This window comes from Kitasatospora sp. NPDC032121 (assembly GCF_055580145.1).
In genome coordinates, this window is the sequence record NZ_JBVILX010000002.1 from 71500 (window position 1) to 96260 (window position 24761).

Sequence of the window (24761 nt, forward strand, 5' to 3'; positions counted from 1 at the left end):
TCCCGCAGGCCGGTCCGGACGCCCAAGGCGCCGGGCCGGTCTTCGGCGTTCCCTCGTCCGGGACCGGCCCCTGTCCCCCCGGTGGCCCCCACCGCACGCGAGAGGGCCCCTCCGGTGCTCCGGAGGGGCCCTCTCGTCGTCACGTGCGGGTCAGCTCGCCCGGAAGCCCTCGTAGGCGTTGTAGAGGGCAGCGCCGTCCTCGTGCTCGTCGGTGCGCTCGACGATGTCGCCGAGCAGCCAGGCCTCCACGCCGCGGTCCTCCAGGATCGACAGCACGACGTCCACCGAGTGCGGCGGGACGACCGCGACCATGCCGACGCCCATGTTCAGCGTCTTCTCGATCTCCAGGGTGGCCACCCGGCCGACCTCGGCGACGGTCTGGAAGACCGGCAGCGGGGTCCAGGTGCCGCGGTCCAGGCGGGCGTGCAGGCCGGCCGGGATGACCCGGGCCAGGTTGGCCGCCAGGCCGCCGCCGGTGACGTGCGAGAAGGCGTGCACCTCGGTGGCGCGGGTGAGCGCCAGGCAGTCCAGCGAGTAGATCCGGGTCGGCTCCAGCAGCTCCTCGCCGAGGGTGCGGCCGAACTCCTCGACCTTGCGGTCCAGCTTCCAGCCGGCCTCGTTCAGCAGCACGTGGCGAACCAGCGAGTAGCCGTTGGAGTGCAGGCCGGAGGCCGCCATCGCGATCACCACGTCGCCGGCCCGGACCCGGTCCGCGCCGAGCAGCGCGTCGGCCTCCACCACGCCGGTGCCGGCGCCCGCGACGTCGTACTCGTCCGGGCCCAGCAGGCCGGGGTGCTCGGCGGTCTCGCCACCGACCAGGGCGCAGCCGGCCAGCGCGCAGCCCTCGGCGATGCCCTTGACGATCGCGGCGACCCGCTCCGGGACGACCTTGCCGACGCAGATGTAGTCGGTCATGAACAGCGGCTCGGCGCCGCACACGACCAGGTCGTCGACGACCATGCCGACCAGGTCGTGGCCGATGGTGTCGTGCTTGTCCATGGCGGCGGCGATGGCCACCTTGGTCCCCACGCCGTCGGTGGCCGAAGCCAGCAGCGGCCGCTCGTAGTTCTTGAAGGCGGACGCGTCGAAGAGGCCGGCGAAGCCGCCGAGACCGCCGACCACCTCGGGGCGGTTGGCCTTCTTCACCCACTGCTTCATGAGCTCGACGGCGCGGTCGCCCGCCTCGATGTCGACACCGGCGGCGGCGTAGGTGGCGCCGTTCTGGTTGCTGGTCACTGCGTGCGGCCCTCTCGGGTCAGGTGGGGGTTGGAACAGCGGTGGGGCCCCGTTTCTCGGGACCCCACCGTGAGAACGCTTACGGCCGGCGCAGCGCGTCGGCCGCGCCCGCCCCGCCGAGCAGCGACTGGACGCCGTCCAGGTCGCTGCCGCTGGTCGGCTTGCCGCGGACGGCGGGCTGCGCCTGGCCGCCCTTGATCTCGGCCTCCAGCAGGAGCTTGCCGAGGAGCGCCGGGTCCGGCAGCTCCATCGGGTACTCGCCGTCGAAGCAGGCCCGGCAGAGCTTGTCCTTGGGCTGCTTGGTGGCCTCGATCATGCCGTCGATCGAGATGTAGGCGAGCGAGTCCGCGCCGAGGGTGCGGCCGATCTCCTCGATGGTCATGCCGTTGGCGATCAGCTCCGCGCGGGTGGCGAAGTCGATGCCGAAGAAGCAGGGCCACTTCACCGGCGGCGAGGAGATCCGGATGTGGACCTCGGCGGCGCCCGCCTCGCGCAGCATCTTCACCAGGGCGCGCTGGGTGTTGCCGCGCACGATCGAGTCGTCCACGACCACCAGGCGCTTGCCGGCGATGACCTCGCGCAGCGGGTTGAGCTTGAGCCGGATGCCGAGCTGACGGATGGTCTGGCTGGGCTGGATGAAGGTGCGGCCCACGTAGGCGTTCTTCACCAGGCCGGAGCCGTACGGGATGCCGCTGGCCTCGGCGTAGCCGATCGCGGCGGGAGTGCCGGACTCGGGCGTCGCTATCACCAGGTCGGCCTCGACGGGCGCCTCCTTCGCCAGCCGGCGGCCCATCTCCACGCGGGAGAGGTGCACGTTGCGGCCGGAGATGGAGGTGTCGGGGCGGGCCAGGTAGACGTACTCGAACACGCAGCCCTTGGGCTTGGCCTCGGCGAACCGGGAGCTGCGCATGCCGTTCTCGTCGATGGCGATGAGCTCGCCGGGCTCGACCTCGCGGATGAAGGACGCGCCGCAGATGTCCAGCGCCGCCGTCTCGGAGGCGACCACCCAGCCGCGCTCCAGCCGGCCGAGCACCAGCGGGCGGATGCCCTGCGGGTCGCGGGCGGCGTAGAGGGTGTGCTCGTCCATGAAGACGAGCGAGAAGGCGCCCTTGACCTTGGGCAGCACGACCTTGGCCGTCTCCTCGATGGAGAGGTCCGGGTGGCCGGCGAGCAGGGCCGTCACCAGGTCGGTGTCGTTGGTCGCGGCGGTCCGGCCGGAGCGCGAGACGTGCTCCTCGCCGGGCAGCTCGGCGACCATGGCCGCCAGTTCGGCGGTGTTCACCAGGTTTCCGTTGTGCCCGAGGGCCAGCGAACCGTTGACGGTCGCCCGGAAGGTCGGCTGGGCGTTCTCCCAGACCGAGGAACCGGTGGTCGAGTAGCGGGCGTGTCCGACGGCGATATGCCCGTGCAACGACCCCAGCGAGGCCTCGTCGAAGACCTGGGAGACGAGTCCCATGTCCTTGAAGACGAGAATCTGGGAGCCGTTGCTCACTGCGATGCCCGCGGATTCCTGACCGCGGTGCTGCAGGGCGTAAAGGCCGAAGAACGTGAGCTTGGCGACCTCCTCGCCGGGAGCCCAGACACCGAAGACGCCACAAGCGTCCTGGGGGCCTTTCTCACCGGGAAGAAGATCGTGGTTGAGTCTTCCGTCACCACGTGGCACGCCTTCGAGTCTAGGGCAGTTGACCAGGGCTTCCGGACCCCGGGACTGGGGGTTTGTCCGCCGACCCGGAGTTAACGCGCGTAGACAAAACCCCTTACAGGTCCGGGATTTCGGGTGGGGGGAATTCCGGCGGGTGGCGGTTGGCCTTGCGGTTCGCGCCTGTTGGGAGGTTCGGTGCGTGCGGCGGAGGGGTTCGGGGCACGGAGGAACGTGAGCCTGCTCACCCGGGCTTCCCCCGCCGGTCGCCTGCCGGTCACGTCTCCTTCGCCGCCGCCGTCACGCCGCCGGCAGCAGCAGGCCCCAGGCCCCCGGGTGCACCGTCCAGGTCCGGGCCCGGACCGGGCCGACCGGGCGGCCGTCCGCCTCGTAGCCGAAGCCGCGCCCGACCACCGAGACGCTCGCCGCCCGGGCGCGCACCAGGTCGCCGGAGGCGGCGACCACCACCTCCATCTCGCCCGTCCCGTCCGAGGCACCGGACGGGAGCGTGACCTGGACCAGCCGGACCGGCCGGTGGACGTCGGCGAGCAGCCGGCCGTCGGCCTCGACCCGGACCCGGGAGCCGTGGTCGGTGCCGTCCGGGGTGAGCACGTTCGCCTGCTCGGCCGCAGCCAGTTTCGCCCATAGCGAACGCCAACCGCCCGTACGGCCCACCAGCCGACGCGTGCCCCCGCCGGTGATCCGGACCCCGCCCAGGGCCACCCCGCCGCCGTCGTCCACCAACAGGTCCAGCCGGCGCGGCGCGCCCGACAGCACCGCCCGCGCGGCCCGGACCGGCTCCCCCGGCACGCCGAGCGCACGGGCCGCGACCAGCTCCTCCGAGCGCCCGACCGGAACCATCCCCACCGGTTCGGCGCCCAGCTCACGCTGGCGATGCAGGGCCTGGAGCACCCTCTGCAGCGCGAGGTCGGAACCGATCACGACCGGTCGCCTCCGACCCCGGTGCGAAAGCACCCGGTCGAGCTCCGACGGGTTCTCCGGAAAGGCCACCTTGGCGTCCGCACCCCCGCAGAGCACGTCCTTCGCGATCCGCACCGACTCGCCGTCGGTCTGCCGGGCCACCGGGTCGAGGAGCAGCAGGAGCGGCTCCGGGCCGCCGGTAGCAGGCGTGGACAGGGACGACACGACCGGTCCTTCCTCAGGTAATCTCTCGGTGCAAGAGCCCCTTGCGCCATTGCGCCAGGGGCTTCGTCTATCTCGGGGCAGACTGCGGCCTACGCAGGATGCCCCAACCGGAAGGGGTGTACGCCTGTGCCGGCACTCGTGCTCGTTGGCGCTCAGTGGGGAGACGAGGGCAAGGGGAAGGCCACCGACCTCCTCGGCGGCTCCGTCGACTACGTGGTCCGCTACCAGGGCGGCAACAACGCCGGTCACACGGTGGTCATCGGCGACCAGAAGTACGCCCTGCACCTGCTCCCTTCCGGAATCCTCAGCCCGAACGTCACGCCGGTCATCGGCAACGGCGTCGTGATCGACCCGGCCGTGCTGCTCTCCGAGCTGGCCGGCCTGAACGAGCGCGGCATCGACACCTCGAAGCTGCTGATCTCGGGCAACGCCCACCTGATCACGCCGTACCACCGCACCCTGGACAAGGTCACCGAGCGCTTCCTCGGCAAGCGCCGGATCGGCACCACCGGCCGCGGCATCGGCCCGACCTACGCGGACAAGATCAACCGCGTCGGCATCAGGGTCCAGGACCTGTTCGACGAGTCGATCCTGCGCCAGAAGATCGAGGCGGCGCTGCACGACAAGAACCAGATCCTGGTCAAGCTGTACAACCGCCGCACCATCCCGGCCGACCTCGTGGTCGAGGAGTACCTGGGCTACGCGGAGAAGATCAAGCCCTTCCTCTCCGACACCACCCTCGTCCTGGACGAGGCGCTGAAGGCGGACAAGGTCGTCCTGCTGGAGGGCGGCCAGGGCACCCTGCTCGACGTCGACCACGGCACGTACCCCTTCGTGACCTCGTCGAACCCGACGGCGGGCGGCGCCTGCACCGGCGCCGGCATCGGCCCGACCAAGATCGACCGGGTCATCGGCATCCTCAAGGCCTACACCACCCGCGTCGGCTCCGGCCCGTTCCCGACCGAGCTGCTCGACGAGGACGGCGAGGCGCTGCGCCGGATCGGCGGCGAGCGCGGTGTCACCACCGGCCGCGACCGCCGCTGCGGCTGGTTCGACGCCGTCATCGCGCGCTACGCGACCCGGGTCAACGGCCTCACCGACTTCTTCCTCACCAAGCTGGACGTGCTGACCGGCTGGGAGCAGATCCCGGTCTGCGTCGCGTACGAGATCGACGGCAAGCGGGTCGAGGAGCTCCCCTACAACCAGTCGGACTTCCACCACGCCAAGCCGATCTACGAGACGCTGCCGGGCTGGACCGAGGACATCAGCAAGGCGAAGTCCTTCGCCGAGCTGCCGAAGAACGCCCAGGCGTACGTGAAGGCGCTGGAGGAGATGTCGGGCGCCCCGATCTCGGCCATCGGCGTCGGCCCGGGCCGCGACGAGACGATCCAGATCAACTCGTTCATCTGAGCCCGAGCGCTTCGAGGGCCCCGCAGGGACGCACCGTCCCTGCGGGGCCCTTCGCTTCGCCCATCCTCCGAATTTTGCACTAGTTCAAACATCTATTGCCTCTAGTGCAGAGCCGGACTACTTTTGGATCATGACCGCGAAGCTGCCCTCACCCGTCGTCCTCACCGGCCGCCACATCCGCCTGGAGCCCCTGGAGCGCCGCCACCTCGCCGACCTCTGGGCCGCCGTCGGCTCCGAGCCCGAGGTCTGGCGCTGGACCATGCACCTCCCGCCGGCCTCGGAGGAGGAGCTCGGCGCGATCATCGACACCCGGATCGCGGAGGCGGCCGCGGGCGAGTCGGTGAACTTCGCCGCCGTCGACCTCGCGACCGGCCGGGCCGTCGGCGCCACCGGCTACCACGACTTCACCGCACAGGACGAGTTCGTGGAGATCGGCGGCACCTGGTACGCCCGCTCGGTCTGGCGCACGGCGGTCAACACCGAGGCCAAGCTGCTGCTGCTCGACCACGCCTTCGAGGACCTCGGCATGGGCCGCGTCTTCTGGAAGACCGACGCCCGCAACGAGCGCTCCCGCACGGCGATCCAGCGCCTCGGCGCCCAGTACGAGGGGACCTTCCGCCGCCACCGCCGGCGCCCCGACGGCACCTGGCGGGACAGCGCCTACTTCTCGATGCTCGCCGACGAGTGGCCGGCGGCCAAGTCCCGTCTGACCGAACGGCTCTCCCGGGGCTGAGGCGCGGCCCGGGCCGCGCCCCGGCGGCCCGGCCCGCAGCGGCTACTTCCGCTTGCCCCGCGCGGCATGGGCCGCGGCCAACTCGCGTTTCGCCGCGCGGAGTTCGTAGGGCTGGATGTTCACCAGCCAGACCAGCCAGCCGACGAACAGCACGGCGAGCAGGAGCGCCGACAGTCCGGCGACGAGAAGCGCATTCACCGGGATGCGGAAAAGCGCTGGGGAGGGTGGGGCCGGCGGGGAAGGCCTGGTGGCGAGGGGAGGGGCATGGCAGTCTCCGGTCGGTGATTTCGGGCGCCGCGACCATGCATCTGGTGTGTCATTACGGCCATCAAGGGCCGATTGACGACTGTTTAGACGGCAACAAGTCAGCGAGTGACACGGACGACCATAGGGTCAAGGTGCCAGAGTTGCTACCGAGCGCGAGGACGTTCACTCCATCGTGGGGTATCCCCCGTTTCAGTAGCTAGGGCCCTGTGTGCGCGGCACACTTCACCGGAAGCATCGACGCCAGCCGCGACCCGGAGAAGAGAGTCATGCCACCCCGCTTGTCGCCGACCGTGCGCCAGCAGCGCCTCGGGATCGAGTTGCGCAGGATGCGCGAACGCGTGGGCGTCACGCCCAAGAGCCTGGCCGCCACCATCGGCACCGACCTGCCCAAGATCTCCCAGATGGAGAACGGGAAGTCGGGGATCAGCGCCGAGCGGCTCCGGATCTGGGCCCACACCTGCGAATGCGAGGACGGCCCTTATCTGGAAGCCCTGTTGGCGATGACCCAGGACCGGCGCAAGTACTGGTGGGACGGCTACCGCGGCCGGCTGCCGAACGCGATCATCGACATCGCGGAGATGGAACACCACGCGGCCTCCCTGTCCATCCTGAACAGCACCTTCATCCCCGGACTGCTGCAGACCCCGGAGTACGCCGCCGCGGTGTTCGAGCGGCTGCCCCCGCAGTACCGGCAGGAGGCGGAGGTCCGGAAGGCGTTCAGGATCCGGCGCCAGCAGATCTTCGTCGACCACCCGAAGCCGTACAGCGCGTTCCTGCACGAGTCCGCACTGCGCATGCAGTTCGGCGGCCCTGACGTGCTGCGCGACCAGTTGCGGAGCCTGCTGGCGAATTCCGAGAGGCCCGGGGTGGAGATCCGGGTGATCCCCTTCAGCGTGCCCACCTACACCGGCTCCGGGGAGAGCCTGTACCTCGCCCGCGGTCCCGTCCCGGAACTCGACACCGTCCAGATCGATCTCTCCCACGGGCCCACGTTCGTGCACAACCAGGTCGAACTGGCCTCCTACCGCCGGATCAAGGAGGAGACCGCGGCGATCGCACTCGGCCCGGACGAGTCCCGGGACTTCATCCGGGCCTTGCTGAAAGACTTCGTATGAGTGGCTGGCGCAAGGCCTCGGCCAGCGGTGAGAGCACCGACTGCGTCGAGGTCAGGTCGGCGGGCGAGCTGGTGGAGATCCGCGAGTCGGACCGGCCCGAGGTCGTCGTAAGGACCACCCCGCGCAAGTGGGCCGCCTTCGTCCGCGGGGTGAAGTCCGGGGAGTTCGACCGGTACGGCGACTTCACCCGGCCCTGGCGTCCGGGCCCGGTGCCCGACGAGGGCTAGGCTTGCAGCCCACAGTGGATCCCTGCGCCTGGCACGGCACTCCGGGTGGGGGTGCGCGTGCGGGAGAAATCGGAGCATCCGAGGATGGCTCGGCACCTGATCACCAGCGCCCTTCCGTACATCAACGGGATCAAGCACCTGGGCAACATGGTCGGGTCCATGCTCCCGGCGGACGTCTACGCCCGCTACCTGCGCCGGCGCGGACACGAGGTGCTGTTCATCTGCGCCACCGACGAGCACGGCACGCCCGCCGAACTCGCCGCCCAGGAAGCCGGGTTGCCCGTCGCCGAGTTCTGCGCCCGGGCACACGACGCGCAGCGGGCGGTGTACGACGGCTTCGGGCTCTCCTTCGACCACTTCGGCCGCAGCTCCTCCCCGCAGAACCGGGAGATCACCCAGGAGATCGCCCGCGAACTCCAGCGCAACGGCTTCATCGAGGAGCGCGCGATCCGCCAGGTGTACTCCAACGCCGACGGCCGCTTCCTGCCGGACCGCTACATCGTCGGCACCTGCCCGCACTGCGGCTACGACAAGGCCCGCGGCGACCAGTGCGAGAACTGCACCCGGGTGCTGGACCCGACCGACCTGCTGGAGCCGCGCTCGGCGATCAGCGGCAGCTCCGACCTGGAGGTCCGGGAGACCCGCCACCTGTTCCTGCTCCAGTCCAAGCTCACCGAGGAGGTCGAGGACTGGGTCGCCGGCCACGCCGACGACTGGCCGGTGCTGGCCTCCTCGATCGCCCGCAAGTGGCTGACCGAGGGCCTCCAGGACCGCTCGATCACCCGCGACCTGGAGTGGGGCGTCCCGGTGCCGGCCGACGTGTGGCCCGAACTGGCCGCCGAGGGCAAGGTGTTCTACGTCTGGTTCGACGCCCCGATCGAGTACATCGGCGCCACCAAGGAGTGGGCGGACGCGGCCCCGGCCGGGCAGCTGCGGGACTGGAAGTCCTGGTGGTACGAGGCCGACGAGACCGTCCGGTACACCGAGTTCATGGGCAAGGACAACGTCCCGTTCCACACCGTGATGTTCCCGGCCACCCTGCTCGGCTCACGCCGCCCGTGGAAGAAGGTCGACTACGTCAAGGCCTTCAACTGGCTGACGTACTACGGCGGGAAGTTCTCCACCAGCCAGCGGCGCGGCGTCTTCGGCAACGACGCCCTGGACCTGCTGCCCGCCGACTACTGGCGCTACTTCATGATGGCGCAGGCACCCGAGTCGGACGACTCCAGCTTCACCTGGGACCTGTTCGCCTCGGTGGTCAACAAGGACCTCGCCGACACCCTCGGCAACTTCGTCAACCGGGTGCTCTCCTTCAGCCGCAAGCGCTTCGGCGACGACGTCCCCGGCGGGCACGCGCCGGGCGAGGCCGAGCAGCGCCTCGGCGAGCAGATCGCCGGCCTGCTCGCCGAGTACGAGGCCCAGCTGGACGCGCTCAACTTCCGCAAGGCGGCGCAGGCCCTGCGCGCGCTGTGGAGCGCGGGCAACGCCTACCTGGACGAGAAGGCGCCCTGGCTCCAGGTGAAGACCGACCCGGACGCGGCGGCGCTGACCCTGCGCACCGCGATGAACCTGATCCACCTGTACGCGGTGGTCTCCGAGCCGTTCGTCCCGACCACGGCCGCGGCGATGCGCGGGGCCTTCGCGCTGCCCGAGGACTCGCCGGCCGCCACCCGCGACTGGATCACCCCGCAGGAGGCCCGGGCGCTCGACCTGGTGCCGGCCGGGACGGCGTTCACGGTGCCGCCGGTGCTGTTCGCCAAGGTCACGGAGGACGACCTGGCGGCCTGGACGGAGCGCTTCGGCGGCTCGGCGGAGTAGCGGACGCACGGCCGCGGGGCCCGGGATCTCCATCGCGGGCCCCGCCGCCGTCATGCCCCCGCCGTCTCCCCGGCCACCCAGGCGAGGTAGCCCGGGCTGCCGTCCGTCACCGGCACGGCGATCAGCTCGGGCGTCTCGTAGGAGTGCCGCCCGGCCACGAACGCGCCCAGCCGGTCCACGAGTTCGGCCCTGGTCTTGAGGTCGATCCGCCACTCCCCGGCGTCCTGCACCTCGCCGTCCCACCAGTACACCGACCGTACGGGGTACACCTGGGCGCAGGCCGCCAGCCGCTCCCCCACCACGGCGGACGCCAGGGCCCTGGCCTGCTCCTCGCTCTCGTGGGTCGTGGTCACCACGACGAAGCGCTGCTCACTCGCTGCCATGCCCCGACGGTACCCGGTCCGTGTTCCCGTCGCCCGGGCCGCCGCCGGCCACTTCCCGTGGCCGGGCGCGCGGGTGCGGCGGCGCGCCGCCGGTCAGTCCCGGCGGGCCGTGTGGACGGTCATCGCGGAGAGGTAGAAGGCGTCCGGGCGGTGCAGGATGCCGGTCGGGGCGTCCTCGGCGAGCAGGGCCTCCAGGGTGGCCCGGTCCTCGGCGTCGAGCTGCTCGGCGAGTTGGTCGTACCGCCGGGTCAGCTGGGTGTGCAGGTAGCCGCGCACCGGTCCGCAGAGCGGGGCCGGGCGGTCGACCAGGAAGGTGCGGGTCCCGGTCGGGGTCAGCCCGGCCTGCCGCAGCATGGCCGGCCAGTCCTCGATCTCCCGGGTGCTGTCGGGCAGTTCGGCCCGCATGGCGCTGAAGCCGTCCTCGTGCGCGGCGTCCATCCGGGCCTGGAAGCCGGGCCGGCCGAGGCCGAAGTCGCGCGGCAGGTAGCGCGCCGACAGGCCGCCCTCGGCGACGGCGAGCAGACCGCCCGGCCGCAGCACCCCGGCGAGCGAGGTGAGCGCGGCCTGCTGGTCGCCCAGGTGGTGGATGGCGTTGCCGGACCAGATCAGGTCGGCCTCGCCGAGCTTGCCGAACTCGGCGGGCAGGTCGGCCTGTTGGGTGCCGAGCCGGCCGCCGGAGCGGGTCCGGGCGCGCTCCAGCAGGGCGGCCGACTGGTCGACGGCCACCACCTCGGCCGCCGGGAAGACCTCCGCCAGCAGTCCGGCGATCACCCCCGGGCCGCTGCCGACGTCGAGGACCCGCCGTACCGCGCCCTCCCCGTGCAGGCCGAGCAGCCACCGGCCGGCCTCGGTGACGGCGTCGGCCCGCAGGTCGGCCTCCAGCTCCAGGTGCGCGGCGAGCGCGTCCCAGTCGAAGTCGGCGGCGGGGACGTGCCCGTGGACGTGGCCGTGGGCGTGCCCGTGCGAGCGGGCGTGGTCGTGCTGGTGCGCTGACATCCGGATTCTCCGATCGTGGGTTGACGAAAGCTTCCCCGCTCAGGCGGGCACGGCGGCACCGGACGCGCGGTACCGCCGCACCGCCCGGTCGACCTCCTCCGCCACGAGGTCGTGGTCGAGCGCGAAGGCGGCCGCCGCGCCCGCCCCGGCGGCGGTGACCACCTGGGCGCGCGGGTCGGCGACGTTGCCGACGGCCCAGACACCCGGGAGGCTGGTGCGGCCGGTCCGGTCGGTGGTGACCCAGCCGTCGTCGTCCCGGGTGCAGTCGAGGCCGAAGAGCAGCGCGTCCCGGGGCACCGGCTGCGAGAAGACGAACACCGCCTCGCGCGGCACCACCAGCCCGTCGGCGAGTTCGACGCCGCGCAGCCGCCCGTCCTCGGACACCAGGCGGACGATCCGGCCCCCGACCACCCGGACGCCCCGGGCGGCGAGCCGCTCCCGCTCGGTGCCGGTCAGCCGGAGGGTGTGCGCGAGCAGCACCACGTCCGCCGACCACTGCCGCAGCAGCAACGCCTGGCCGACCGCGCCGGGACCGGTGCCGAGCACCCCGAGCGGCCGGTCGCGGACCTCCCAGGCGTGGCAGTACGGGCAGTGCAGCACGTCGCGGCCCCACCGCTCGACCAGGCCCGGCAGCTCCGGCAGCCCGTCCCGCAGCCCGGTGGCGACGACCACCCTGCGCGCGTGCAGCACCGGGCCGCCGGCCAGGTGGACCACGAAGCCCGGACCGTCCGACTCGCCCAGCCCGTCCGGCCCTTCCGGCCCTTCCGCCCGGATGGGCTCGATGTGCTCCACCCGGGCGTCGATCAGGTCCGCCCCGTACCGGGCGACCTCCTCCCGCCCGACCGCCAGCAGCGCCGCCGGGGGCAGGCCGTCCCGGCTGAGGTAGCCGTGCATGTGCGCGGCCGGCGCGTTGCGCGGCTCCCCCGCGTCCACCACCGCGACCCGGCGCCGGGCCCGGCCCAGCACCAGCGCGGCGTTCAGTCCCGCCGCTCCGGCGCCGACCACCACCGCGTCGTAGCGCTCGCTCTTCCCGATCCCGGCCGTCTCGCCCATGGCGCTCACCTCCACCGCCAGGCTGCGGCCCGCCTCACGGCACCGGCAAGCTTTGTTGCTGCCTCGGCAAACCCAGGCTCGGCGGAGCACGTCGGCTCACCCCCTCGTCCGCCGCCAGTACGACCGGGCGGCCACCACCAGCGCGACCCCGTACCCGGCGAACCCGCACATCCCGACCCAGCCGACCTCCAACGCGCTCCGCTCACTGGCGAAGGCGCCCAGCCTGATCCGCGTCACCCCGGCGGTGCACAGCGTCAGGTAGCCGATCCCGACCACCCCGTACGGCACCAGCGTGGCCGCGCCCAGCAGGGCCGGGGTGAGCGGCAGCCAGCGCGGCACCCGGCGGCCGCGCAGCGGCGGCGTCCAGCGCGGGAAGACCTGCCCCCACGGCCGGACCAGCCCCCAGAGCAGGAACACCCCGAGCAGTGCCAGCAGCATCGTGCCGTCGAGCCCCCAGCGCTCCAGGGCGAGCCAGAGCCCGGAGGACCCGTTGCGCACGTAGTCGGCGTACATCCGGTCGCCGCCGACTCCGGCGAAGGAACCGCCGAGCGCCCAGACCAGCTTCATCAGCACGTACGGCGCGAACGCCAGGGTCCCCGCCCAGGCGGCGAGTTGGACGAGCGGCGGAGCCGCCGTGGGAGCGGGAACGGTCCTACCGCCCCGGCCACCGCGGGCGCCGGGCCGCAGCCCCAGGGCGGTGCGGGCCAGCAGCACCGCCCCCACCGCCGCCAGCGCGCGCTCCACCGAGTCGGGGACGCTGTCCACCGACTGGCCGAACAGCAGCGTCACCCCGTCCATCAGCAGACCCCAGGCCCCCACCGCGGCCACCCCGCACAGCGCCCACAGCAGCCACCGGAGCCATCGGAGCCATCGGTGCCGGAGCACCGGCTGCCGCCGCACCACCGCCAGGCCGGCGGCGGCCGAGGCCACCCCCACCCCGGCCACCACCCACCCCGGCCACCCCGCCCCGAACAGCTCCGTCCCGCTCAGCGCGCACCCCAGCCCGAACCCGGCGGACCCGAGGCCCCAGCCGGTCACCGCCCACCCGTTTCTCACCATGCCGCCAGGCTCGCCCGCGCCGCCCGCACCGCCCCTCCCCCGACGCGGTGATCCGGCTCCCCCACCCGGGGGAACCGGGCGGCCCCCGAAGCGCGACACGGCGCTCCACGGCGCGAGACGGCGGCCCCATCGAGACGGCGGCGCCACGAGGACCATCACGCAGCGCGAACTCGCGGCGCGGTCCAAGGCCGTACTCGATGACGTCGAAGCCGGCGAGATCCACCGCATCACCCGCGACGGTGCGCAGATCGCCGGGATCCGGCCGATCGGCAACCGCCGACGCTTCGTTCCCGTGGCGGAGCTCCAACACAGGTGGCGGGGCGCTCCCGCGGTCGATGCCGCGCACATGCGGGCCGGGGCCGACGCCTTCCACGGCGACGAGGACCGATTCAGCGGCGCCCCCTGGGGGCGCGCGTGAACGAACGGACGGAGCCGGCCCGGCCGACTCGACGCCCACCCGGCGACCGGTCTTCCTCGGCTCCCACCGGTCGAGGCCGCTGTGGCTTCCGTCCTGCCGCCGAGTCCTCCCGGGACGTCGCCACGGCCGAGGCCCCGGTACGGACAGCCGCCGGGACCCGACGGCCGGCGGGCGTGGAGGCGGGTGCGCCGTCCTCCCGGCCGACCGTGAGGCCCGCCCGGCCGCGGCGGCCGGGCGGGCCCGGGCTCACCCCCTCGGCGCGGCGAAGCAGTGGACGGTGACGGTCCGCCCGGAGGCCCAGCGCTGGTCGCCGCCGCCGAGGTGGGTCCAGCCGAGGCGGCGGTAGAGGGCCACGGCGGCGGTGTCGGTGGCGAGCACGTCGAGCACCGGGTGCAGGCCGAGCGCCCGCGCGTGCGCCACGGCGCAGGCCAGCAGCCGGGCGCCGATGAGGCGGCCGCGCGCCCCGGGGGCGACGTACAGCCGGCCGATCACGGTGGCGAGTTCCGGGCGGCCGCCGGTGCGGTGGCTCCACAGGGCGGGGGCGAGGTCGCCCGGGGCGCTGCGGGCGACGCCCACGTGGCCGACGAGCCGCCCGTCCGACTCGGCGACCCAGGCGGCCAGCAGGCCGTCCGGGGTCAGCCAGGCGGCGGGCCGGTCGGGCCAGTCGGCGGGGTAGCCGTCGGCGGCGTGGACGTCGGCCAGCACCCGGACGCAGTCGGCGAGGTCGTCGGCGCGGCGCGGTCGGACCACCACCCCCGCCCCGGCCTGCCGTGGGTCGGACGCGACGACGGTGGCGCGTTCTTCTAGGTCTGCCATGCCGGTACGTTACCGGCCGGGCCTCACCGTCGCAGCAGGTCGACGACCCCGGACAGGTCCTCCTCGCCGCTGCCGATCTCCAGTCGACGCTCCATCAACCGGAAGTACGGCTCGATCAGTTCGGGGCTCACGCCCTGCTCCTCGGCGGTGCGCAGCAGCGTGCCCTTGGCGGCCACCTGCATCGCCAGGTTGGACACCACGCCCTTGGTGTAGTCGCCGCTCTCCAGCTGTTCCGCGGTCGCGCCCACCGAGTGGGACATCGCGGAGATCCAGCCGCCCAGTAGCGGCGCCAGCTCGCTCGGGGCCACGGACTCTCCCCGGATCAGCGCGAAGGCGTGCGCGACCCCGGCGAACATCCCGTACATCCCGCTGAGCAGCGCCACGTCGTACAGCGCCGCGTGCCCGGCGTCCGCGCCCACGTACCGGGTGCCGGCCGGGGCGGTGAGGGTGTCCCGGTGCTCCTCGAACAGCTCGGCCGAGCCGCCGTAGAACACGTACCCGCCGGAGGTCGGGACGCCGATCATCGGCGGGACGGCCATGATCGCGCCGTCCAGGTAGCGGGCGCCGTGCCGCTCGGCCCAGGCGGCGCGCAGGCGGGACTGCCCGGGGGTGGTGGTGACCAGGTTGACCAGGTCCTTGCCGGTCAGGTCGGCGCCGTCCAGCGTCTCCAGCACGGAGTCGTCGTCGAGCAGGCAGACGACGACCAGCCGGTTCGCGGCGACGGCCTCCGCGGCGGTGGCGGCGACGTTGGCGCCGCGGGCGGCGAGCGCTTCGGCGCGGGCGGCGGTGCGGTTCCAGACGGTCAGCGGGTGCCCGGCGGTGAGCCAGGCCTCGGCCAGCGCGGTGCCCATCGCACCGAGGCCGAGCAGGGTGAGCGGGGTCTTCGACGGGTTGTCAGCGGGGTTGGTTGCCATGGCAGACAGCCTCCGCGCGACCCCGGTAAACGATCAAGTACGCACTTCGAAGTGGGCGGTTACCCTGGGGTGAGCATCGAGCTCGCGGGGCCGGGAGGGGTGGGGATGGCGATCGTGCCGAGGCCGGGGGCGCACGTCTGCGGGACGGACGCCGCGATGGACGTGATCGCCGGCCGGTGGAAGGTGTCGATCCTCTGGGCCCTGGGCGAACGCCCGCGCTGCCGCTTCGGCGAGCTGCGCCGGCTGCTGCCGGGCGTCACCGAGAAGGTGCTGGCCGCGCACCTGCGCGAGATGGAGGCGGACGGCATCGTGCACCGGGAGGCGTACGAGGAGGTGCCGCCGCGGGTCGAGTACGAGCTGACCGAGGCGGGGCGCCGGCTCAACACGGCGCTGGGGCCACTGGGGGACTGGGGGGAGCAGCACCTCCTGAGCAAGGCGCCGCACCCGGCGTAGCGCCCCCGGAAGCCCGGTCCGGCGGCCGGAGGCCCGGTCCTGCCCCCCGGAGGCCCGGCCCGGCGCCCGGAGCGGCCGTCAGGCGATCGCGGCCGACACCACCGCCGCCACCGCGATGTTGCAGGCGGCGGAGACCCACACCGCCGGGTGCGGCTCCGGTTCGACCAGGATCGCGCCGAGCTTGCCCGGCGTCAGCAGGTCCACCAGCCAGAACGCGACGGCCATCAGCACCAGCCCGAGCAGGCCGTAACAGGCCGTCGAGACCAGGCCCTTGGCGAAGTCGGCGTAGGTGTACATGATCGCGGTGAAGACGATGCCGCCGATGCCGAGCAGCGCGGAGCTGAGCAGGACGGCGGCGTTGCGGTTGCGCTCGACCCAGATCTGGTGGCCGAGCCTGCCGGGCGTCAGCAGGTCGACCAGGCCGATGCCGAGGAGCAGCAGCACCACGCCGAGGGCGCCGTAGGCGGCCGCCGCGCCGAGCCCGTGCAGGATGTCGTTCATCGTGGTTCCAGCCCCCGGTCCGCTCACGCCGTACCCCTCGACCGCGTCGGTCAGGGCCCCGACCGACACGGTCAAGGGTTGGCAAAAGATACCCCACCCGGGTGAGGGACGGACCGGGATCCGGAAACCGGGGACGGGTCAGTCCTCCTCCCCCACCAGGTGGTCGACGCAGGCCGCGACGGCCAGCAGCAGCCCGGTGTCGGCGCCGTCGGCGATCTCCACCCCGTAGGTGTCCCGGATCCGGAACCACTTGCGGCTGATCCTGGCCAGCTCGTCGCCGTGCTGGTTCTCGATCCGGTAGTCCTTGTCGATCAGGTTGCCGTGGATCTTCAGCTCGCCGCCGGAGGCCAGCTCCACCAGGTACTTGTCCCGGAACGGGGTGAACAGCTTCTCCCGGACGGTGGCCACCACCTCGCCGTCGGCGTCCTCGATCTTCATCGCGTCGCGGACGGTGAGCATCTTCTCCTTCACCACCGCGACCACCCGCCCGTGCGCGTCCTTCAGTTCGAAGGTGTCCCGCAGCCGCAGCACCTTGCCGTCCACCAGGTACGCCTTGTGGCCCCGGTCGTCCTCGATCCAGTAGTCCTCGCCGACCGCGAACAGCTTCTCCCTGACCAGATACCGCACCGTACGACCTCCTCCGTGTCGACGTCCGTCGACGTCGTCCCATTCGACCCCGGGCCCCCGGCCGCGGAGAAGCACCGCCACGGGGACACCGGCCAAAAACCGCGTCGCGCGGCGGCCCCCGATCCCCTTCAATACCGCCATGCACCCTCGCCTCACCACCGCCGAGCTGCGCAGCGAGCGCCTCGACCTGCTGCCGATCGCCCCCGCGCACGCCGATGAGCTGGCGGCCGCGCTCGCCGACCCGGCCCTGCACACCCACACCGGCGGCCGCCCGGCCACCGTCGAGGAACAGCGCGCCCGCTGCGCGCGGCTCGCCGCGGGCTCCCCCGACCCGGCCGAGGCCTGGGGCAACTGGGTGCTGCGGCTGCGCGCCGACGGCGCCCTCACCGGCTACGTGCAGACCACCGTCCGCCCCGACGAGGCCGAACTCGCCTGGGTGGTCGGCACCCCCTGGCAGCGCCGCGGCCTGGCCACCGAGGCCGCCCGCGCCCTGCTCGCCCACCTCGCCGCCGCCGGCGTCCCCACCGCCGTCGCCCACATCCACCCCGACCACCACGCCTCCGCCGGGGTCGCCCGCGCCCTCGGCCTGCACCCCACCACCCGCACCCGGGACGGCGAGACCCGCTGGCAGGCCGACCTCACCCGGAATGCGGGCCCCCGCCGTGCGGTTTGATTGACGCATGGCATCTCGTGCACGTGTACGCGCCCCCGAACTCGTCGGGGCAGGCGGTTGGCTGAACACCGGCGGCAAGGAGCTCACCCTCGCCGACTTCCGCGGCAAGATCACCATCCTGGACTTCTGGACCTTCTGCTGCATCAACTGTCTGCACGTCCTGGACGAGCTGCGGGAGCTGGAGGAGAAGCACCGCGACACCGTGGTGATCGTCGGGGTGCACTCGCCGAAGTTCGTGCACGAGGCCGACCACGAGGCCGTCGTCGACGCCGTCGCCCGCTACGAGGTGCACCACCCCGTGCTGGACGACCCGGCGCTGGCCACCTGGAAGCAGTACGCCGTACGGGCCTGGCCGACGCTGGTGGTGATCGACCCGGAGGGCTACGTGGTCGCCCAGCACGCCGGCGAGGGCCACGCCCACGCGCTCGCCCGGCTGGTCGAGGAGCTGGAGGCCGAGCACGCCGCGAAGGGCACGCTGCGCCGCGGCGACGGCCCGTACGTGGCGCCGGAGCCGACCGCCGGGGACCTCAAGTTCCCTGGCAAGGCGCTCCGGCTGCCGGACGGCCACTTCCTGGTCGCCGACTCCGGCCACCACTCGCTGGTCGAGCTGGCCGAGGACGGCGAGACGGTGGTGCGCCGGATCGGCGACGGGCGGCGCGGTCTGGTGGACGGCGACGGCGCGGACGGCGTCGGCCCGCGGTTCAGCGAGCCGCAGGGCCTCGCGCTGCTGCCGGAGGGCTCGGAGTACGACGTGGTCGTCGCCGACACCGTCAACCACGCCCTGCGCGGCGTCCGACTCGCCGACGGCCTGGTGACCACCCTGGCCGGCACCGGCCGGCAGTGGTGGCAGGGCTCGGCCACCGAGGGCCCGGCCCGCGAGGTGGACCTCTCCTCGCCGTGGGACGTCGCCTGGTTCGACGGCCGGGTGTGGATCGCGATGGCCGGCGTGCACCAGCTGTGGTCGTACGACCCGGCCGCCGGCACGGTCGCGGTCGCGGCCGGCACCACCAACGAGGGCTTGGTGGACGGGCCCGTCGCCGAGGCCTGGTTCGCCCAGCCCTCCGGCCTCGCGGTCTCGGCGGACGGCGAGCGGCTCTGGGTGGCGGACTCCGAGACCTCCGCGCTGCGCTGGGTTTCACGTGAAACACGAACGGTCCACACCGCCGTCGGCACCGGGCTGTTCGACTTCGGCCACCGCGACGGCGCGGCCGACCAGGCGCTGTTCCAGCACCCGCTGGGCGTCACCGTGCTGCCGGACGGCTCGGTGGCCGTCGCCGACACCTACAACCACGCGCTGCGCCGCTACGACCCGGCGAGCGGCGAGGTCGGAACGCTGGCCACCGACCTGCGCGAGCCCTCCGGCGCGGTGCTGGTGGACGGCGACGTGGTGGTGGTCGAGTCGGCCCGGCACCGGCTGACCAGGCTGCGGCTGCCGGAGGAGGCGGTGCGGGTCGAGTCGGTGGCGCACCGCACCCAGCGCGCGGCCACCGAGGTCGCCCCGGGCGCCTTCCGGCTGGACGTGGTCTTCGAGGCGCCGAACGGCCAGAAGCTGGACGAGCGCTACGGCCCGTCCACCCGGCTGCTGGTCAGCGCGACCCCGCCCGAGCTGCTGGTCTCCGGAGCCGGCGCGGACAGCGACCTCTCCCGCGAGCTGGTGCTCTCCGCCGAGGTCACCGAGGGCGTGCTGCACGTCTCGGCGATGGCCGCCTCCTGCGACGACGACCCGGAGATCGAGTACCCGGCCTGCCACGTGCACCAGCAGGACTGGGGCGTGCCGGTGAAGCTGGTCGCCGACGGCGCCCGTCGCCTCCCGCTGGTCCTGGCCGGGATGGAGTAGACCCCCGGGGCCCACGGAGCGGAGCAGGCGGGAAGGGGCCCGGCGAACGAACGCCGGGCCCCTTCCGCGAACCGTGCTCAGCTTGCGCGAACCGTGCTCAGCCCTCCAGGAAGGCCTTGAGCGCGCTCGCCAGCAGGTACGGGTCCTCCGCCCCGCACAGCTCGCGCGCCGAGTGCATGGAGAGCGCCGCGATGCCGCAGTCCACCGTCCTGATGCCCAGCCGCGCCGCCGTGATCGGGCCGATCGTCGTCCCGCAGGGCATGGCGTTGTTGGAGACGAAGGACTGCCACGGCACGCCCGCCTTCTCACAGGCGGCCGCGAACACCGCCCGGCCGACGCCGTCGGTCGCATAGCGGTTGTTGACGTTGACCTTGAGGATCGGCCCGCCGTTCGGCATCGGGTGGTGGCCCGGCTCGTGCCGCTCGCTGTAGTTCGGGTGGACGGCGTGGCCCATGTCCGAGGAGAGGCAGACGGTGCCGGCGAGCGCCCGGGCCCGGTCCTCGGTGGTGCCGCCGCGCGCGTGGATCGTCCGGTCCAGCACGTTGCCGAGCAGCGGGCTCTGCGCGCCGGTGTCGGACTCGCTGCCGGTCTCCTCGTGGTCGAAGGCGGCCAGCACCGGGATGTACGGCAGCCGGGCGGCGCCGTCGGCGGTGGCGACCGCGGCGAGCGCGGCGGTCGCCGCGTGCACCGAGAGCAGGTTGTCCAGGCGCGGGGCGGCCAGCAGCTCGCGGTCGCGGCCCAGGTAGGAGGCGGGCTGGACGTCGTGGGTCATGAGGTCCCAGCCGACCACGTCGGCGGCGGCCAGGCCGGCCCGCTCGGCGACGTAGGAGATCAGCGCGCCCTCGTCGACCGGGCCGAGGCCCCAGATCGGGGTGAGGTGGCGCTGCTTGTCGAGCTTCATGCCCTCGTTGACCTGGCGGTCCAGGTGGATGGCGAGCTGCGGCACGCGCAGCAGCGGCTCGTCCAGTTGGACCAGCCGGGCGGTGCCGTCCTTGAGCGCGAGCCGGCCGGACAGGCCGAGGTCGCGGTCCAGCCAGGTGTTCAGCGGGACGCCGCCGTAGATCTCCACGGCGACCTGCCGCCAGCCCTCCGAACCGGTGTCCGGGACCGGCTTGACCCGCAGGTTGGGCGAGTCGGTGTGGGTGCCGACGATCCGGAACGGCGTCTCGGGGCCCGCTCCCTCCGGCAGGTACCAGGCGATCAGCGCGCCCCCGCGGATCAGGTAGCGCCCGCCGGCCGCGGTGTCCCACGCGTCCGTCTCGGCGACCTGCCGGAAGCCCGCCTTCTCCAGCCGCTCGGCGGCGCTCGCCACCGCGTGGTACGGAGACGGCGAGGTGCCGAGGAACGCGATCAGGTCGTCGCTGTGCGTCCGGTCGAAGAATGCCTGGCGGGCGGCGGTCGACATACTGCTCCTGGGTCGAGTGAGGGCCGAAGCCGGATGGGGGGGTCGACTTCGCACCTGAGCATATGCCCGTACACAGACAGGGCATTCGGAACACCTCGTTCGAGATGTGCCCCGGACGTGCCCGCGAACCGCCCTGCGCGACCGGGGGGTTCCGCCCCGGGGCGGAACGGCTCATCAGCAGCTCGACGCCACGGCACCTCGGCACCGACACACCGAAGGGCCCGGTGGCAGCCGGGCCCTTCGGTGTGAGGGTGTGTCAGGCGGTCCGATCAGCGACCGAGGCTCAGAAGGCCTCCTCCGCCAGCTCCATGATCTCGTTGTCGATGCCCTCGGCGATCAGGCGCTGCGGGGCGACGGTCGGCAGGACGTTCTTGGCGAAGAAGCGGGCCGCCGCGACCTTGCCCTGGTAGAAGGGGACGTCCTTCTCCGAGGCGCCGGCCTCCAGCTTGGCCAGGGCCACCGCGGCCTGGCGCAGCAGCAGCCAGCCGACCACGACGTCGCCGGAGACCATCAGCAGGCGGGTGGTGTTGAGGCCCACCTTGTACATGTTCTTGACGTCCTGCTCGACCGAGGAGAGGTCGGCCAGGAGCTTGCCGATGATGGCCTCGAGGTCGCCCGCGGCCTTGGCGAGCAGGTCGCGCTCGGCGGCCAGGGCGTCGCCGCCGGCGGCGGAGCCGATGAACTTCTGGATCTGCTCGGACAGCGCGGTGAGCGCCTGGCCGCCGTCCTTGACGATCTTGCGGAAGAAGAAGTCCTGGCCCTGGATCGCGGTGGTGCCCTCGTACAGGGTGTCGATCTTGGCGTCCCGGATGTACTGCTCGATCGGGTACTCCTGCAGGTAGCCGGAGCCACCGAAGGTCTGCAGGGACTGGGCGAGCTGCTCGTAGGACTTCTCCGAGCCGTAGCCCTTGACGATCGGCAGCAGCAGGTCGTTGAGGCGCTCGGCGGCCTCGTCGCGCTCGCCGCGCAGCTTGGCGGCCATCATGTCGTCCTGGGTGGACGCGGTGAACAGCACCAGCGCGCGCATGCCCTCGGCGTAGGCCTTCTGGGTCAGCAGCGAGCGGCGCACGTCCGGGTGGTGGGTGATGGTGACGCGCGGAGCGGTCTTGTCCAGGAACTGCGAGATGTCGGCGCCCTGCACGCGCTCCTTGGCGTACTCCAGGGCGTTCAGGTAGCCGGTGGAGAGGGTGGCGATGGCCTTCGTGCCGACCATCATCCGGGCGAACTCGATGATCTTGAACATCTGGCGGATGCCGTCGACCTTCTCGCCGAGCAGCCAGCCCTTGGCCGGGTGCTTGGCACCGAAGGTCATCTCGCAGGTGTTCGAGGCCTTGAGGCCCATCTTGTGCTCGACGTTGGTGGCGTAGACGCCGTTGCGCTCGCCCAGCTCGCCGGTCTCCCAGTCGAAGTCGAACTTGGGGACGATGAACAGGCCCAGGCCCTTGGTGCCCGGCTTGCCGCCCTCGGGGCGGGCCAGCACCATGTGGATGATGTTCTCGGACATGTCGTGCTCGCCCGAGGTGATGAAGCGCTTCACGCCCTCGATGTGCCAGGAGCCGTCCTCCTGCTGGATCGCTTTGGTGCGGCCGGCGCCCACGTCGGAGCCCGCGTCGGGCTCGGTGAGGACCATGGTGGAGCCCCACAGGCGGTCGGTCATCCGCTTGGCGATCTCGAGCTGCTCCTCGGTGCCCTCCTCGGCGATGACGCCGGCGAAGGCCGGGCCGGAGGAGTACATCCAGATGGCCGGGTTGGAGCCCAGGATCTGCTCGGCGAAGGCCCAGATCAGCGAGTTCGGGGTGACCTGGCCACCGATCGACTCCGGGATGCCCAGACGCCACCACTCGGCGTCCATGAAGGTCTGGTAGCTCTTCTTGAAGGCGGCCGGGATCGGCGCGGTGTTGGTCTCCGGGTCGAAGACCGGCGGGTTGCGGTCGGTGTCGGCGAAGGACGCCGCCAGGTCGTTCTCGGCGAGGCGCGAGATCTCGCTGAGGATGTTCTTCGCGGTCTCGACGTCCATGTCCGCGAACGGTCCGGTGCCGTACACCTGCTCGCGGCCGAACACCTCGAAGAGGTTGAACTCCACGTCCCGCAGGTTGGACTTGTAGTGACCCATCGCCGTTATCTCCGGTTCGTCGCTTCCGGGAGACCGCCGCGTTCCGGCGTCCCGTACCCACCAGTAGGCATCATGATGCTACCCAGCGGTAACTTGGGCAAGCCCCCGCCGGGGAATCCGCCGCTATGAACGTGGTCACGTCCCACAGCCGGGACGGCCACTCCTTGTCAGGATCGGCGCCAGCGGAGGAGGGTGCGCGACCGCTAGCCTGTCCGTGTGTACGGATATGACCAGAACACATACCCGGGCGACCCCTACCAGCAGCAGGCGGGACCGCAGCAGGGCATGAACGGCATGCCCGGACCGGACGCCTACGGCGGGCAGGCGCAGGCCCCCCAGCAGTCCCTGTACCCCGAACCCTCGCCGCCCTCACTCGCGGACGCCGTGCGGGCCTTCACCACCGGCTCGATGGCGGTCGAGGACTTCCAGGCGATCTTCATCACCTCGAAGGTGCACTGCCCCCGCGGCGACCGCCCCGGCTTCCTGGCGCTGCACAACACCCCGACGCCGGTGATCCCGATGTTCAGCTCGCTGAAGGAGCTGCGCCGCTACGCGGGCAAGGACTCCAAGCACTTCACCGTCACCGGTGCCGAGGTCCTGGACCTGCTGCCGACCGGCTACGGCTTCGCGCTGGACATGGAGGGCGAGCACCGGATGGTGTTCGACGCCAAGGCCGTCGAGCAGATGGTCGACTTCACGATGCGCCGGATGTACGGCTGATCCATGCTGGACGAGGAGCCCCGCGCTCCTTCGTCACTACATAGTTCAACATTCAACTTGCCTGTTGTTGAGAATTGAACTAACCTCGTGCACGTAGGCCAGACACCCCCCGAAGGAGGCCGACATGCCCGCCGTGACCGTCGACAACCCGCTGACCCTCCCGCGCGTCACCACGCCGAACCCCGCCGTCACGAGCGCCCGGCCGGTCCTCACCGTGGCGACCGCCCCCGAAGGCTTCGAAGGCGAGGGCTTCCCCGTCCGCCGCGCCTTCGCCAAGATCAACACCAAGTACCTCGACCCGTTCATCATGATGGACCAGATGGGCGAGGTGGACTACGCGGCCGGCGAGCCCAAGGGCACCCCCTGGCACCCGCACCGCGGCTTCGAGACCGTCACCTACATCATTGACGGAACGTTCATCCACCGGGACTCGCACGGCGGTGGCGGCACCATCACCGACGGCGACACCCAGTGGATGACGGCCGGCTCCGGCCTGCTGCACATCGAGACCCCGCCGGAGTCCCTGGTGCAGTCGGGCGGCCTCTTCCACGGCCTCCAGCTGTGGGTGAACCTGCCCGCCTCGGACAAGATGATCACCCCGAAGTACCAGGACATCCGCGGCGGCAGCGTCAAGCTGCTCAGCACCGAGGACGGCGGCGCACTCCTGCGCGTCATCGCCGGTGAGCTCGACGGCCACCAGGGCCCGGGCACCACCTTCACCCCGATCACCATGATCCACGCCTCGATCAACCCCGGCGCCCAGATCACCCTGCCCTGGCGCTCCGACTTCAACGCCCTCGCCTACGGCCTCGCCGGCAACGGCTCGGCCGGCACCGAGCACCGCCCCTTCCACCGGGGCCAGGCCGTCGTCTTCGGCGACGGCGACTCCATCACCCTGCGCGCCGACGCGAAGCAGGACTCCCGCGACAACAACTTCGAGGTCGTCCTCCTCGGCGGCCTCCCGATCCGCGAACCCGTCGCCCACTACGGCCCGTTCGTGATGAACAGCCACCGCGAACTCCAGCAGGCCATGGAGGACTTCCACGCCGGCCGCCTCGGCACCATCCCCGCCGACGGTCACTGAGGGCTCCGGAGCCGGAACGGGGGGGGGGGGGGGGGGGGGGGGGGGGGGGGGGGGGGGGGGGGGGGGGGGCGTCCCCTGATGCCGCACCACCGAGGGGGGGGGGGGGGAGGGGGGGGTT

The 24761-nt window shown here is 72.4% G+C and carries 24 protein-coding genes; 10 read left to right on the top strand and 14 right to left on the bottom strand.

The features are described from left to right. Positions 1-150 precede the first annotated feature (150 nt). The 3 genes from purM to ACZ5OX_RS06155 all read right to left on the bottom strand — a co-directional run bounded on the left by purM (position 151) and on the right by ACZ5OX_RS06155 (position 4021). Positions 151-1236, bottom strand: a complete 1086-nt coding sequence (gene purM / locus ACZ5OX_RS06145) for a phosphoribosylformylglycinamidine cyclo-ligase (protein ID WP_449788041.1) — start codon at positions 1234-1236, stop codon at positions 151-153. 79 nt (positions 1237-1315) lie between these two features. Continuing rightward, positions 1316-2899, bottom strand: coding sequence for an amidophosphoribosyltransferase (gene purF / locus ACZ5OX_RS06150; protein WP_392881767.1), 1584 nt, complete (start codon positions 2897-2899; stop codon positions 1316-1318). Between the two features lie 276 nt (positions 2900-3175). Beyond that, complete coding sequence (locus tag ACZ5OX_RS06155) at positions 3176-4021, bottom strand: diacylglycerol kinase family protein (protein ID WP_465628947.1); 846 nt, start codon at positions 4019-4021, stop codon at positions 3176-3178. 126 nt (positions 4022-4147) lie between these two features. On the opposite strand from ACZ5OX_RS06155, the gene ACZ5OX_RS06160 reads away from it, so the two are divergent. Continuing rightward, positions 4148-5431, top strand: coding sequence for an adenylosuccinate synthase (locus ACZ5OX_RS06160; protein WP_465628948.1), 1284 nt, complete (start codon positions 4148-4150; stop codon positions 5429-5431). A gap of 130 nt (positions 5432-5561) precedes the next feature. Next, a complete protein-coding gene (locus ACZ5OX_RS06165) occupies positions 5562-6164 on the top strand; it encodes a GNAT family N-acetyltransferase (protein WP_465628949.1) in 603 nt (200 codons plus the stop codon). A 42-nt stretch (positions 6165-6206) separates the two neighbouring features. Here ACZ5OX_RS06165 and ACZ5OX_RS06170 read toward each other — a convergent pair whose 3' ends face one another. Beyond that, positions 6207-6362, bottom strand: a complete 156-nt coding sequence (locus tag ACZ5OX_RS06170; protein ID WP_402414140.1) for a hypothetical protein — start codon at positions 6360-6362, stop codon at positions 6207-6209. A 335-nt stretch (positions 6363-6697) separates the two neighbouring features. On the opposite strand from ACZ5OX_RS06170, the gene ACZ5OX_RS06175 reads away from it, so the two are divergent. The 3 genes from ACZ5OX_RS06175 to metG all read left to right on the top strand — a co-directional run bounded on the left by ACZ5OX_RS06175 (position 6698) and on the right by metG (position 9591). Beyond that, a complete protein-coding gene (locus ACZ5OX_RS06175) occupies positions 6698-7546 on the top strand; it encodes a helix-turn-helix domain-containing protein (RefSeq protein ID WP_465628950.1) in 849 nt (282 codons plus the stop codon). Continuing rightward, a complete protein-coding gene (locus ACZ5OX_RS06180) occupies positions 7543-7773 on the top strand; it encodes a DUF397 domain-containing protein (RefSeq protein WP_465628951.1) in 231 nt (76 codons plus the stop codon). The genes ACZ5OX_RS06175 and ACZ5OX_RS06180 overlap by 4 nt, the downstream gene beginning before the upstream one ends. Positions 7774-7857: 84 nt before the next feature. Then, positions 7858-9591 carry a methionine--tRNA ligase gene (gene metG, locus ACZ5OX_RS06185; protein WP_465628952.1) on the top strand — a complete coding sequence of 578 codons (1734 nt, stop codon included), beginning with the start codon at positions 7858-7860 and terminating at the stop codon, positions 9589-9591. Between the two features lie 50 nt (positions 9592-9641). On the opposite strand, the gene cutA is transcribed toward metG, so the two are convergent. The 6 genes from cutA to ACZ5OX_RS06215 form a co-directional block, all read right to left on the bottom strand. Beyond that, positions 9642-9974, bottom strand: coding sequence for a divalent-cation tolerance protein CutA (gene cutA / locus ACZ5OX_RS06190; protein WP_465628953.1), 333 nt, complete (start codon positions 9972-9974; stop codon positions 9642-9644). Positions 9975-10067: 93 nt separating this feature from the next. After that, a complete protein-coding gene (locus ACZ5OX_RS06195; RefSeq protein ID WP_465628954.1) occupies positions 10068-10970 on the bottom strand; it encodes a class I SAM-dependent methyltransferase in 903 nt (300 codons plus the stop codon). Between the two features lie 39 nt (positions 10971-11009). Further along, positions 11010-12023, bottom strand: coding sequence for an NAD(P)/FAD-dependent oxidoreductase (locus tag ACZ5OX_RS06200; RefSeq protein WP_465628955.1), 1014 nt, complete (start codon positions 12021-12023; stop codon positions 11010-11012). Positions 12024-12119: 96 nt separating this feature from the next. Further along, a complete protein-coding gene (locus ACZ5OX_RS06205) occupies positions 12120-13082 on the bottom strand; it encodes a hypothetical protein (RefSeq protein WP_465628956.1) in 963 nt (320 codons plus the stop codon). 664 nt (positions 13083-13746) lie between these two features. Further along, the gene (locus ACZ5OX_RS06210) at positions 13747-14316 is read right to left on the bottom strand and encodes a GNAT family N-acetyltransferase (RefSeq protein ID WP_449788031.1); all 570 of its coding nucleotides are present in this window, start codon (positions 14314-14316) and stop codon (positions 13747-13749) included. Between the two features lie 23 nt (positions 14317-14339). Further along, positions 14340-15230: an NAD(P)-dependent oxidoreductase gene (locus ACZ5OX_RS06215; protein ID WP_465628957.1), complete on the bottom strand. Its 891-nt coding sequence runs from the start codon at positions 15228-15230 to the stop codon at positions 14340-14342. Between the two features lie 105 nt (positions 15231-15335). Here ACZ5OX_RS06215 and ACZ5OX_RS06220 point away from each other — a divergent pair, with 105 nt between their 5' ends. Further along, positions 15336-15683 (top strand): winged helix-turn-helix transcriptional regulator, encoded by a 348-nt coding sequence (locus ACZ5OX_RS06220; protein ID WP_465628958.1) that lies wholly within the window; start codon positions 15336-15338, stop codon positions 15681-15683. Between the two features lie 78 nt (positions 15684-15761). Here the strand turns inward: ACZ5OX_RS06220 and ACZ5OX_RS06225 are convergent, their stop codons facing one another. Together ACZ5OX_RS06225 and ACZ5OX_RS06230 are read right to left on the bottom strand one after the other, a co-directional pair. Further along, complete coding sequence (locus tag ACZ5OX_RS06225; protein ID WP_392881730.1) at positions 15762-16184, bottom strand: DUF350 domain-containing protein; 423 nt, start codon at positions 16182-16184, stop codon at positions 15762-15764. A 138-nt stretch (positions 16185-16322) separates the two neighbouring features. Beyond that, the gene (locus ACZ5OX_RS06230) at positions 16323-16811 is read right to left on the bottom strand and encodes an LURP-one-related/scramblase family protein (RefSeq protein WP_465628959.1); all 489 of its coding nucleotides are present in this window, start codon (positions 16809-16811) and stop codon (positions 16323-16325) included. Between the two features lie 139 nt (positions 16812-16950). Here ACZ5OX_RS06230 and ACZ5OX_RS06235 point away from each other — a divergent pair, with 139 nt between their 5' ends. Next, complete coding sequence (locus tag ACZ5OX_RS06235; RefSeq protein WP_465628960.1) at positions 16951-17484, top strand: GNAT family N-acetyltransferase; 534 nt, start codon at positions 16951-16953, stop codon at positions 17482-17484. 7 nt (positions 17485-17491) lie between these two features. After that, entirely contained in the window at positions 17492-19321 is a 1830-nt protein-coding gene (locus ACZ5OX_RS06240) for an NHL domain-containing thioredoxin family protein (protein WP_465628961.1), read from the top strand. A 97-nt stretch (positions 19322-19418) separates the two neighbouring features. Here ACZ5OX_RS06240 and ACZ5OX_RS06245 read toward each other — a convergent pair whose 3' ends face one another. Continuing rightward, entirely contained in the window at positions 19419-20726 is a 1308-nt protein-coding gene (locus tag ACZ5OX_RS06245) for a M18 family aminopeptidase (protein WP_465628962.1), read from the bottom strand. A 283-nt stretch (positions 20727-21009) separates the two neighbouring features. After that, positions 21010-22839, bottom strand: a complete 1830-nt coding sequence (locus ACZ5OX_RS06250) for an acyl-CoA dehydrogenase (RefSeq protein WP_465628963.1) — start codon at positions 22837-22839, stop codon at positions 21010-21012. Between the two features lie 216 nt (positions 22840-23055). Between ACZ5OX_RS06250 and ACZ5OX_RS06255 the strand changes: the two genes are divergently transcribed. Together ACZ5OX_RS06255 and ACZ5OX_RS06260 are read left to right on the top strand one after the other, a co-directional pair. Then, a complete protein-coding gene (locus ACZ5OX_RS06255; protein ID WP_392881702.1) occupies positions 23056-23559 on the top strand; it encodes an SseB family protein in 504 nt (167 codons plus the stop codon). 124 nt (positions 23560-23683) lie between these two features. Then, on the top strand, positions 23684-24643 hold the full coding sequence (locus tag ACZ5OX_RS06260) for a pirin family protein (protein WP_465628964.1): 960 nt from the start codon (positions 23684-23686) through the stop codon (positions 24641-24643). Positions 24644-24761: the final 118 nt, after the last annotated feature.